The organism is Komagataeibacter europaeus LMG 18890 (assembly GCF_000285295.1).
Lineage (GTDB): Bacteria > Pseudomonadota > Alphaproteobacteria > Acetobacterales > Acetobacteraceae > Komagataeibacter > Komagataeibacter europaeus.
Genome location: NZ_CADP01000083.1, coordinates 1 through 12,206, shown reverse-complemented (window position 1 = coordinate 12,206; position 12,206 = coordinate 1). Strand labels below are relative to the sequence as shown.

The 12,206-nt window shown below is 59.2% G+C and carries 9 protein-coding genes; 3 read left to right on the top strand and 6 right to left on the bottom strand.

Annotated features, from left to right (window positions below):
* The 3 genes from mobF to GEU01_RS24660 form a co-directional block, all read left to right on the top strand.
* Positions 1 to 2,874 (top strand): MobF family relaxase (gene mobF / locus GEU01_RS23040; RefSeq protein WP_042710906.1); only part of this gene is annotated, 2,874 nt, incomplete at its 5' end.
* 157 nt (positions 2,875 to 3,031) lie between these two features.
* A complete protein-coding gene (locus tag GEU01_RS25855; protein WP_157212873.1) occupies positions 3,032 to 3,256 on the top strand; it encodes a hypothetical protein in 225 nt (74 codons plus the stop codon).
* Positions 3,257 to 3,499: 243 nt separating this feature from the next.
* Complete coding sequence (locus GEU01_RS24660) at positions 3,500 to 3,985, top strand: MucR family transcriptional regulator (protein ID WP_081499995.1); 486 nt, start codon at positions 3,500 to 3,502, stop codon at positions 3,983 to 3,985.
* Positions 3,986 to 4,375: 390 nt separating this feature from the next.
* Here the strand turns inward: GEU01_RS24660 and GEU01_RS16460 are convergent, their stop codons facing one another.
* From GEU01_RS16460 to GEU01_RS16435, 6 genes are all read right to left on the bottom strand, one after another.
* Complete coding sequence (locus GEU01_RS16460; protein ID WP_019086864.1) at positions 4,376 to 5,920, bottom strand: Fic family protein; 1,545 nt, start codon at positions 5,918 to 5,920, stop codon at positions 4,376 to 4,378.
* A gap of 276 nt (positions 5,921 to 6,196) precedes the next feature.
* Positions 6,197 to 7,513, bottom strand: coding sequence for a DUF1173 family protein (locus GEU01_RS16455; protein ID WP_010517033.1), 1,317 nt, complete (start codon positions 7,511 to 7,513; stop codon positions 6,197 to 6,199).
* Positions 7,510 to 9,852 carry a type IV secretory system conjugative DNA transfer family protein gene (locus GEU01_RS16450; protein WP_019086945.1) on the bottom strand — a complete coding sequence of 781 codons (2,343 nt, stop codon included), beginning with the start codon at positions 9,850 to 9,852 and terminating at the stop codon, positions 7,510 to 7,512. Before GEU01_RS16450 ends, GEU01_RS16455 begins: the two co-directional genes overlap by 4 nt.
* 3 nt (positions 9,853 to 9,855) lie before the next feature.
* On the bottom strand, positions 9,856 to 10,461 hold the full coding sequence (locus tag GEU01_RS16445; RefSeq protein ID WP_026018810.1) for a hypothetical protein: 606 nt from the start codon (positions 10,459 to 10,461) through the stop codon (positions 9,856 to 9,858).
* Positions 10,436 to 11,617 carry a secretion/conjugation apparatus DotM-related subunit gene (locus GEU01_RS16440; RefSeq protein WP_019086943.1) on the bottom strand — a complete coding sequence of 394 codons (1,182 nt, stop codon included), beginning with the start codon at positions 11,615 to 11,617 and terminating at the stop codon, positions 10,436 to 10,438. The genes GEU01_RS16445 and GEU01_RS16440 overlap by 26 nt, the downstream gene beginning before the upstream one ends.
* Positions 11,614 to 12,123, bottom strand: coding sequence for a lytic transglycosylase domain-containing protein (locus tag GEU01_RS16435; protein WP_019086942.1), 510 nt, complete (start codon positions 12,121 to 12,123; stop codon positions 11,614 to 11,616). The genes GEU01_RS16440 and GEU01_RS16435 overlap by 4 nt, the downstream gene beginning before the upstream one ends.
* Positions 12,124 to 12,206: the final 83 nt, after the last annotated feature.

The window sequence follows — 12,206 nt, the reverse complement described above, 5'->3', positions numbered from 1 at the left end:
CACAAATCGGTGACTCTCGCGGCCGAGTTCGCGCCGACCGAGGCCGAGAGGGCAACCATCTGGCACGCTATTGATCGGGCAAACGACGCCACCATGCTCTATGTCGCGCGGGAAATCGGCTTCGCGCGGCGCGGTCATGGGGGCGAAGATGGTGCCGACCCGGGCGAGGTCACCTGGGTGTCATTCCGGCATGATACCGCGCGCCCGACGGTCGAGGCGCGTGACGCGCGGACAGGCCAGACCTATTTGATCGATACGCCAGCAGGCGGCGATCCCCATGCCCATATCCATAACGCCCTGTTCAATGTCGTGGTCACGGAAAAGGGGCATGTGGGGTCGCTTGACACGAAGCGGCTGCGATCGCGCGTTCATGAATTCGGGGCATATTTTCAGGCGCAGCTCGCTGATGAACTGCGCCGGATCGGCATTGCCCAGCGATACGACGCGAACGAGCAGGCGACGGTCATCTCGGCCGTGCCGCCGGATATATCGGATTTCTTCAGCAAGGGACGACGGAACGTCATCAGGGCGGCCAAGGAGTACGCCGCGGCGGAAGGAGCGGACTGGGCGCATATGCCGATCAAACGCAAGCGCCGCATCCTGTCCATGGCCGGCCTGGCAGCCCGGCTGGACAAGAACGAAGGCACAAGCGACCATGAGATATGGCGAGAACAGGCCAGGCGTCTTGGCTGGGAGGAAAAAAGTCTGCTTGGCGCGCCAGTAGCGCCTGCGGGCACCAGGGAACAGCGATACGATATTGCCTGCCGTTTCGCTGTGCGCCATCTCGCGAGGGAGTTTGAAACAGCCGCCGTGATCGATCACGACAAGCTCAGAACGTATGCGGCCCGGGGTCTGATCGGCACCGGTATCGAAGGCGGCGTGAAGGACATTGATCATGTCGTGGCCCTTATTGAACAGCGTGGTCTTGAACTCGGCGGGGAACGGGTCTCGCTGATTCAGGAAATGCGCGGCGACAGGCTGAGGGTGACGAATTCCGCGCAGATCGTCATTGAAGAAAACCTCGCGATTCAGGCGGCTCGTGCTTCAGGAGACCGAAGCGGGGCGCTGTCGGACCGCCAGATCACAGAAGCGATCGGACGATCGCCGCTCGACTTCGCAAGCGAACATGGAAAGACGCAGAAGGCTGCGATTTACGCTCTCGGCCGGGGCGGTGCGCTCTCCATGCTCACCGGCGTCGCGGGCTCCGGGAAAACGGCCCTCCTGTCTCCGCTGGTCGATGCGTGGAAACATGATACGCGTTATGACAAGAACGGTCGCAGGGTTCTCGGAATTGCCAATGCCTGGCGTCAGGCGGACGCATTACGTGAGGCTGGCATCTTTGACACGAGCGCGATGCTGCCTTTCCTGGCGCGGCTGGAGCGCGGTGACGTCGATGTGGACCGGAATACGGTGCTGGTGATTGACGAGGTCGGCCAGGTCGGTCCACGCCAGATGCTTCGTCTGTTACAGTTGCAGCGCGATACCGGCTGCACGATCAAGGCGCTGGGTGACCATGAGCAGGCGCAGAATATCGAGGCTGGGGACTCCATCGAGATGCTGCGTCGGGTCCTGGACCCGGAAGACATGCCGGAGCTTCTGTCCAGTGTCCGGCAGCTATCAGCGAGAAATCGCCAGATTGCTGATTTGTTTCGTGGCGCGGAGCCCGAAGAGAGCGATCTGGAAGCCCACGAGTTCAGGGGGGCTGCGGCCAACGCGCATACGGACGAGGAAAATGATGACGACGTCCGTAACAGGTTTCATCTGAAGGAAGTGCGGGATGCGATCGATATGAAACGGGCGGATGGCACGATCCGTCTGGTCGGCGGCGATCATGAGGAAGTCCTGCAGGATATTGCCCGACTGTATGTCACGCGTCGCGATGCACTGGTGGCCGAGGGGGCCGGGCCGCAGCGAGGCCGGGCCAAGACGATCAGCATGTCGGCGCTGACCAATCAGGATGCTGCCGATCTGAGTCGTGCAGTCCGTAAAATCCTGCAGGAGCGCGGCGAGATCTCGACGCATGAAATCACCGTGCAGGCTATTGATCAGCGCGGCGAAACCTATGATCTCGCGATCGCTACGGGCGACCGGCTTCGGCTGTATCGTCGGACATGGGGCAGCGTGGATGGAAAGGGCGGCACAGTCGGAAATAACGGCGATGTGGTGGAAGTTCTGGCCCATGGCGATGCGGGGCTTCGCGTCCGCACGAAGGACGGGCTTGTTGCTGATGTTGAATGGCGGCGGTTTCGTGATGCGAAGACTGGTCGGGTAATGCTGGGGTTCGGACATGCCATGACGATTGATGCTGCACAGGGGCTTACTTCAGATGAGCACATCAACGCCCTGCCGCGCGGCACGGAACTGGCGACGGGATTTACCTCATACGTCGCCGAAAGCCGGGCGCGTGGCACAACATGGACCATGATCTCCGATGGCGCGACGTTTGAGGCGGTCCGGAACCAGAGGGCGCTCGGGGATATGACGCCCATCACCAGTGACGATCTGTGGAATCACGTGGCAAAGAAAATGGCGCATAAACCATATAAATCATTGGGCACGGATCTGGTTGCCCGAACCCGCAAGGCCCGGGATGCGAGGATTCGCGAACTGATCGCGCTTGGGCGCACGCAGGAGACACTGATGAAGTCAGGTCGCCCATATGGCAGGGAGATTATTCTGAAGACCCAGGCGCGGCAGGCCGAGCGCTTGCATAAGGCGCGTCTAGCCGAGATCGACGCCAGGTTGCAGGTCATGATCAGGAACGCACCAGCGGTCATGACGGGTGCGGAGCAGATGCTTCGGAGCCAACGGGCCGCTCAGGTGCTGGGCAGGCGTCCCCATGTGCCATATGCGTCGCCAGGCGCCGCCAGCTAGAGCGTCCGGCTTTCTGCTGTTCTCACCCGGATTTGGATCCTGCCGACCGTGTGCCATACCGCGACAACATCTCAGATCTGACGCACGCTTTGGTCATTTGCGCAACGAAGTCGGCTGGGTATCGTTAGGCAGGCGGGGAGCAGCAGATAGCAGGCCAATGATGGATGATGTGTCTTTCCGGGGAGATCCTGATCCGTTCGACTGTTGGTTGAAGAACGAATTGCGTGTTCGGTTCAATGATGTTGTGCGTGAAACGATCCCTGAAAGTCTTCTGCGCATTATTGGCGCGACTGAAGCTTCCGGGCATGTTCACGCCTTAAGACATTCCTGGACCGAGGAGGAAGCTGTGTCTGAATGTTTTTCTGACACCGGCTCCAGATGATCTCGTGTTGCAGATATGGCGTCTTGATGCTGGGTGGGCAACAGGTAACAGGATTGCGGTTGAAAGCAAGAAGTGTTGACGGTCAGATAAAATACAGATGAGCGGGCACAGGATCCTATAGATATCTGCTCAAGAGCATACCTGTTCTGCAAGCTGCCAGATCTACGAAAACATCAGGGACTATTCCCAATAGCGGTGTTATATACAGGGCCACATTTTTTTCGTCTGTTTAGGTGATGGACAATGCCCGAAGAACAACAAAGACAGCTGGCGCTGACCGTGGAAATCATAACCGCTTATGTATCGGGAAATAAAATATCGTCGGATGAACTTATCAGGCTGATTGGGGCTGTTTACAATTCATTGTCCGTCTCGACTGCTTTGGGAGTGAAAGAACAGAGACCTGCCGTTCCCATCAAGCGGTCCGTATTTCCAGATTATATCATATGCCTTGAAGATGGGAAAAAGCTGAAAATGCTCAAACGGCATCTGCAGGCGTCCTATGGCATGACGCCTGAAGAATATCGGCGGAAATGGGGACTTCCGTCTCATTACCCTATGGTCGCTCCTAATTACACAATACGCAGATCGGAACTTGCACGAGAGATTGGACTGGGGCGGGATATAACGTCCACTGCCACCAAATCTGGTGATGAGGGCACGACAGAACCTGCATTGTCTGATAGGCCGCAAGGAAGGCGCCGGGGTGGAAAGAAGGCGGTCCACTAAAAGCGGAACGCGCCATCGGACCGGGCGGCGCGGCGATCTCTTGGCTCAGAACCGCAGCAATATACGAAGGTAGAACTTCTTCGCTACGCAGTAGGGTACCGACTGCGGCTGCTCCTGTTTGACCGGACCATGATCCCGTTCGGGGCGTTACGTCGATAAATCCGGACGAAAGATGCCTTTTGTACAATCCAGGTTGCGGATCACGATCCTAAGCCCTTGGGTTATATACCTTGTAGAAGAATTCAGTTCTCAGTGAAAATCCACAGGCGATGACTACAAAGTTGTGCTCTCACGAGGGCAGTCTGCCTTTTCCGCTCTGAAAATCCTTTTGCGGATCCCATGTCTGATAACGGACAACTTTCTATTTATCACGGGGGGGGGCATGCGTAATCATTCAGAGAATGAACGTCTCAGCGCCTCAGAGATAGCGTTCCAAAGTTTGAACTTTTCGATCATGGGATATTCTTTCTGAATCTTGCCGCTGGGTATGAAACGAGTATCCCGTAATGACCTGATGATGCGGTCGGCATCCATATCCGGCATTTCAACAAGTTCCTTGAGTGCCTGCCGGGCATTATGGTGCGACCGGAGATATATGGCTTCCTCTTTCATGTGGTGCTTGATGGTCATCTCTAGCGCAGCGCTGAGATAGATAACGTGGGGGGCGAAATTGATATAGCGCCAGGCCGGTCTCGCCAGATCGTGGTTCGAGAAGTCGAGATTGGATTTTATCCCATCAGGATAGGTCTTCATGTCACGATCGAAAGAGACATGATCCGTGATCTGTCTCATCAGGGGTTTTGAAACCCTGTCTAGAATCTGGTCGTAGTTTCGCCTGCTCGTCGGGTCTCCAATGATGGTAGCTGAGATGGGAAGGATGATCTGGTCAGGGATGGCGCCATCCCGTCTGAGAACGTCATTTATCAGGAATCGGTGGACACGGCCGTTCCCGTCAGAAAGAGGATGGATGTAGACGAACCCGAAGGCGGCCACGGCGCTACGCATGACAGAAGACTGTCCTTCAGTCCTGTCGAGGAAAATTTTTAATCCTTCAAGCATTTCCGCTACGTCTTCTGCGGGAGGCGCGAGGTAATGAACAACATTCTCGTACCTCATCGTGTATTCTCCAACGAATACCGGTGACAGGCGCAAGCCAAAATGCTCGGTTATTGTGACATCACCGAGAATGTTGCGTTGTAATTCGGCAAGGTCAGTATCTGTCAGCGGGACTGCCCCATGCCCGGTTCTCGTGGCGAGTACGTGGCTGAAGCGCTGGATCCGGTCAAGTTGATGCTCCTCGCCTTCAATGGTAAAACTTGCCTTGCTTTCACGATTTGTCAGCCACACTGCGGCCCGGGCAAGCATGCTCTCGCCGAATTCCTGCACCAGTTCATCATAGCCGGCAGATACGTCCATCTCCGCAGCCATTTTGAGTTGACTGGAAAGCGGGATAAAGGGACAAAAAAAGGGATTCCCGGGCATGTTGTCACGGATGCGCCATCTGCTGACGTTGCTCATCTTGTCTGGAGAAGCTGTTACCTGAAAAGATGCGTCCAGTGCGGGGACGTAGTTGCCACCAAGGTCGACTGGCGGCACAAGCATTTGTCCTGTGACGAATTCGTAGAGAAACGATGCCCGTCTGGCATATTGTCCGGTCGGTGCACTGTTTATCCACTCCTGGACAAAACTTGGTCCGGCCTTCGCAAAGACGCGCGCCAGCAACTCAAGGCTGGTGGGTTCGTGTCGCAGATGAAACTGCAGATGCGCGGCTGCGGTGTCGGCCGGACGCATGTTTTCGGGATACGTCTCGATGCTGTATAAATTATGATGACTGCTCGACCGGCGACTTCCAAGCTGGCTTTTGACAGCCAGTCCGCCGAATGGCTCTGCATCATATTTCAGCGCAAGCCACATGCCGCCGATCGGGTCTGCCATTGGAATTAAATTCCTGCTGAGTTGTCCAAAACCGTTTATTGATGCTTAAAATTGCATATAAACGGTGTCTTGTGTAAAAAAACATATATGGACAGCCGTGGCCACGCGTATGCTTTCCTCACGTCGCCTTTGTGATCAATAATTCCCATTCGCTGAAGCGCCGCATGATCAGCCTGTCTGCTTCTGGTGTCCGTTGATATGGTTCCGGCAGGGTTCGGTTGCGTTGACAGAGTCTGGAGCCCCATCAAGTCGGATTAAAGGCATTGTCTGGCGTGATCAGGACAGTGTCGCGCCTTTTCTGGCGGGCGGAAAGGCTGGAATCCGGCTTCCCGTTGTTGCATCCCATGACCACCATTCACCCGCTCCGAAGGTCGCGTCGTAGTAACTTTCTTTCCTGGCTCGTCTGGCGGCATAGGCCTCGTCCATGCGGCCGAAAACTTCCATTGGATATCCGGCATTCCGCACAGTGTCCTGCAGGATGAAATCGGGGAAAACGAGATCCCGTTCCGCATCGAAACGCAGTGGTTTTTCGAATGCGCGTCCCGCTGCCACGAGGGCATCGGCCACCGCCAGTTCATGACTGCTTTCGAAAGGAAGCATGCTGCGAGAGACCGTCATCAGGGCACCGGTCCTGACTTCCGCCTGGATCCAGCCCCTCCACCGGCTATTGGGTGCTCCGATGTTTCGTGCCGTCACATAGAGCAACGCTACAACGTATGTCTGCCGCGCCGCTTCGGGCAGGGCGAGGGTGGCTGCCGCCAGTTGGTGCGACCGGACAAGACGGTTCCTCTCAGCTGCAGGCACTGTCACAAAGCAGCGGTAACCGTCGCGCTGACCGCTCAGGGTCATGGTGAAATTACCCCTGGGATCTGGTTCCAGAGCCTCCACGAACCCGATCAGGAACAGATGGTTTTCCTTTCCTTCCGTCCTGACAATGGCGTGGAGACGCCGTCCGAACCTTTCGTGCCCTGGGGCGACAGCGCACAGAAGATCGGAGATCAGTCTGCCCTGCGCCCGGATCCGGGTCCCTGCAGAGGCGATCCGGCCCAGGGCAGCCGTCGGTGTGCGGTGTCCGGCAAATTGCGGTCGCCATTCGGTCAGCCCCGCCCGCTCCCACAGGAGATGGAGCAGCCCGAGAGGCGTCATTCGGCGCTGTCGCGCCTGTCCGGGCCGATCTGAAGCAGGCAGCGGCGTGTCATCGACTACCCGGGGTGGCCCCTTGCGGCGCAGGCCGATCGACAGGGTCACAGCGACATCCCCATCCTCGCCCTCGCGAATGACGCTCTTTACATAGCTGGCGCGCCCACTTTTTTCTGGATCAGGCTTGTAGAAGGGGCATGTCTTTTCATGCAGCGGCCCTTCATTTGGCCAGACGGCGAGGTGATAACTGTGACTGTCCGCCCGGTAACGGATCTGTAGAGGCAATGCGGCACCGCGATGCTGGCACAGGCATCGCGCCTTGTCAGAACGGTCCGCGCTCCGGCTCTCATCATATTTTGCCTTCAGGCGGCGTTCCCAGCGCTCCGGGTCAGTCCGGCGCCATTCGAGCAGGAACCTTTCTCCGCCGGGAAGGATGATGATCGTGCCGGTCATGCTGCTGTTTTTTCGCGCAGTATCCTGATCTGGGCGAGGATTTCCTTCTCGGTCATCCCGGTGCTGGCAGCGCCGTCCGTCGGCGTGCCTTTTGTCATCGCGTCCCTGACACCCATTATAAGAAACGCCTGACGCCGGGCTACACCAGGCTGCCGGTCCACGCGGCGTTCAATGGCTTCAAGGCGTCCAAGCAGGTGACCGTCGATGGGAGGTATGGTGCGGGGCGGTGTCTGAAAACCGGGTTTAGGGATGGCGGCAGCATCACGCAGCATATAGGAAAATGGTGTCAGCATGTCTGTTCCGGCTGCGCGTTCATTCTCTTCATCGTCATTGGCGGTAGCGACCCGGCGTGGTGCGGCGGCGACTGCTGCACCAATCTGTGCAAAATTGCGCAGGATGTCTTGAGACCCTGAACCGAGACGGTCGACTGCTTCCTGGAGTGCGCGAACATCCGGCTCGTCGTGTAATGTGGTCAGCTCAGACTGAAACAGGCCGCCTTCGATCGTCGCGAGGAGGGCGAGTAACTGCTGGTCCGGGGGGACCCGATTCAGGTCCAGCGGCGCTGCAAGCATGACCGGCTGGGCCATGCGGATCGCGCCAGACCGCCCATTGACGGCGGCAAAGAACGTCTTCGAGTGGACAATGCGACCGGCATACATCGTTATGGCCTCGCCTTCGATGAGTGACTGAAGGTCTGCCCAGGGGATACGGGCGACTTCCCGGACTTCGGCACCCCGTCCTTCCCGGTAACTGCCAGCGGAGTTGCCTTCGAAATGCGTGGCCTGACTGACCTCGATCCGATCGGACTGCTTTTCGATCCACTCGCGCGTGCGCATGGCATCCTGCAGACGCATGGCGTGGGTGAGGTTGGCATTGCCGAGCAGGGTAAAGGCTTTGTCGCCGATGCGTGTCGTGAGACCCGGAAGATCCTGAAATCCCAGCCAGAACATGCAGTTCAGACCGCGTCCCATGGCCAGCTGTCGGTCCATGCCGTCCGTGACGTAGGCGGAGAGTTCGTCGTAGAAGAAATGGAACGGCGCGTCGCCGCTGCCCGCCTTGAGCTTGAAGACCTGCTCGGCGGGGCCATCGAGGCGGGCGCCAAGAAGCTGGGCCATGACGCCGCGTCCGGCTGCGACTACGATCTTGCCCAGTCCAGCCAGCGTATCCGATGAATTCTCCAGCGCGGGCAGCGTGACGACGAGAATGCGGCGGTTCAGCACCACATCGCGCATGTCGATATCGGGGGTCTGGGCGCGGAAGATATGCCCGAGACTGACGCCAAGCTGCGTGAAGACCCGGGTGAAATACATCTTGGCGTAGCCATGCTGCTCGCTCGGTTTGTTTTCTTTCTGCTCATTCCACGCCAGCGAGGAATCATACCCCGGCAGTTCGCCCAGATAGGCCTGGGCTGGATAGAGGATATCGTCGGGAATTTCGGGCACGCTGATCTCGATGGGGTGATCGGAGCCGGGATTGCGGATCAGGAATACGCGATGCCGGGCCAGCGTGCCGATCCAGCGCAGTTCCATGGCGTAGCGCATGGTCTCGATGTTGATCGGCACGCCGTGGGTGTCGCGCATCCAGGTCAGCACCGGCGCGATCGTGCCGGCAAGGCCGACAGCACGATCCCGAAAAACACCGTTGGCGTCGTTGCTCGACGGCTCACCAAGCTGGCTGACCAGCATTTCACGGATGGCGTCGGCATTGCCGGTCGCAAACGGATTGAACGTATTGGACTGGCGGATGCCGCTTGCGGTTAGAAAGTTGAGATTGAGCACCTGGTCATCCAGCCCGAAGCGGCGGGCAAGCGCCAGCACATCGCCGTGGACCGTGTTGTCACCCTTGCCGTCAATCAGGATAAACCCGGATCCATGCGCAAGCGGATTGGCGAGCAGGGAGATGGCGGATGTCGTTTTGCCCGCACCGGTCGTGCCTGGCACGGCGGCGTGCTGGCGTCCCGCGTCGGATGAAAGCCAGAGTTGCTGGCCGGTCAGTCCGTCCGTTCCAAGATATATGATGCCTGCCGCCGCCCGCGGCCGACGGGTTTTGGGATCAAGATCGTGTTTATCCTTCAGTCCGCAATACCGGGGCAGATGAAAAGGCAACACGGGTTGGCGGGTCATGACCCAGAGCGTCAGGCAGAGGGCGAGGGGAAAGGTGATCCCGACGATCGCGGGAGCCAGCACGCTGAGCCCTGCCAGCATCATGAGAGCAAACCCGGAACTGCTGGATTGCAACTCTTCGGCGATCCGGACCGTGAAGGGACGCGTATCGCGATAGGTAGCGCCGTGTTTCAGTTGCTGGTGGACCTGCGGTCCGCCGATCTCGCGCTTCACCATGCCTCAGTCTTCCAGCCCAAAAGGAGATTTTCCCGTGCCGATCGTATGCGGTACGGGCGCTGTTGGTGCCGTGGGGGAAACCGGCGCCGTCGGCGCTGTCTGCGCGCCACCTGGGGGGTGCGGATAAATGACGACGGGCCGCTGCGTCATGATGCGTCGTGCGGCATCAATTTCCGCGCTCGCCGGGTGACCGTCGGGATTGCCGACCACATTCCCGTCGACCGGCATGTGCTCGCCCGGGACATAGGTTGAGCGGACCCCTGGCGCGCCTTCGTCCGTCATGGGCGCGCCGGAGAGTGGGGGTAGAATTGCAGGCGGCCGTAGCATGCCAGCGGGCCCCGTGTCGGGAACAGTGCGGTCGGAAACCATGGCCTGACGTGTGCCGATGATCAGGATGGCGGCCAGTCCTCCAGCGATGAGCGCGGGCAACGCTTTTTTCAGGCGCCAGTGCCGTGATGCTTCCGGTGCCGGTAAAGTCGGGACCGCGCTGCTCGTCTCCATCTGCCCGAAATCAGATCCGAGATGGAGATGGAGGGGCTGTAAGCCTGTCCCGTCGAGTTCAATGGTGATGGGAGCCCGGCCATCAGCGTGCAGGATGATACGGGTCATGGGAAGATCCTTGTGCTTCGGGCATCGGGCGCAGGATGGCGAGTGCGTTCTCAACCGCAGGGATGTAGATCGGACGCTGGTAGCGTCGTTCTTCGCTCCAGTGCGCACGCGCGCCGGCGGCCTCGATGCGGGGATTGGGATGAAGGTCTTCGGCCGGGATTTCAGCAGGAAAGCCGAGTGAGTGCAGCGCGTACCACAATGATCGGTCGATGAGCTTCACGATGGCGAATGAGGAGGGGGCGAGCACGCCCGCCTGACGCCGGGCTTCGTGCAGCAGGGTCATGAGCGCGGTCACGCTCCATCCGCTGCGCTCGCAGACCGTATCGATACAGTTTGTGATTTCCTTGTCCTGCAGGGCAGAGCGGGCGCTTCGCACAACGGACTCTGGCACCGTGAGTGGCGCTAGCGGACCACGGGGACCATCAAGGCCAGCGTCGGCCAGGCCGGCAGAGAGTTCACCAAGCAGGGCGAGGGCTTCCCGGCGCCTCTGGAGGTAGTGCATCGCAAAGGCAACGAGAAGCACCTGTTCGACAGGGGATGCGGCGTTGATGCTGGACCAGTGGCGGCCCAACTGGCGTGTGAACGCCTCGAGCGCGCCGGTTTCACTGTAGCGGTCCTGTGCATCGACAGCGAAGCGCGCGCCCCATTCGGCACGTGTCAGGGCCGGGTCTGCGGGCAGGGGATTACCATCCGTGGGCGTTACAAGCCTGTCCAGTCGGCGTCGGACGAAGCCTTTCAGTGTCGGAAACATTTCTGCCTGCACTGCGATCAGACCTTCCAGATCGAGCGCCTTTGCAAAACGGCCGGGGGCAGCACACCACATGCATAAGCCGCCCATGAGGGCAATCACGATGGCCACCGGCCATTTCAGGGCATTGCCCAGGATCGCAAGTCCATAATAAAGCTGGATCGCCCGCACCAGGTCCGGTCGATATTGCGCGGCCTGCAACTGGAACCGCAGGCGCATCAGGTCGGGATCGGACGTATGCAGCAGGTTGATCTGCCCCAGCATGACCCGCAGATAGAAGGCCGTGATCTGCGTATGCCACAGGCTCCAGGCCATGTAGCTGAACAGCAGGACCCCGACGATGATGATGATCGAGGAAAAGAGCAGATAGTCATCGCTGGATGACCATGGGACGCGGCTCGTGCTCATGAGTGATCGTCCCTGCGGTTTCTGGCCATCATCGTGAGGGCGATGTCGTAGAAACGCCGGAGATACGCATCGCCGTAGCGTGGGGTATGGGAATGGTAGAAGGCCACGGCCTGCCAGAGGTCACCGTGTGCTTCGTGCATCGCCTGACCAAGGATCCAGGCGCCTGCCTCGATATTGGCGCACGAACTGTCGCGCAGGGCCGCATATGTTTGCGCGGGCGTGCTGTGCCATCGCCTCGCGATGCGATCGACCCATGTCGTGTTGACCTGCATCGGCCCGAGATCCGCCGTGCCGTTACTGTTCGGGCTGACCATTCCGGGACGGCCGGCCTCGACATAGAGGAGGACGAGCAGCACGCCACGGGGCACACCGGAGATTTTTGCCGAAGCCTCCAGACAGGCTGCAATCTGGCGGCCATCTTCTTGGATGCTCGCGGCGCGGGCGGTCGTGCTGGGGGCAAAAAAGGGAAATACCCCGAGTGCCGCCAGAGCGAGGCGGGGGATCATGTCGCCCCCTGCAGGGTCGGCGTGACATCGGCAATCCGGCCATGGGCTTCGCCCCAGAAGTCGATCAGATGATTGAGGACCAG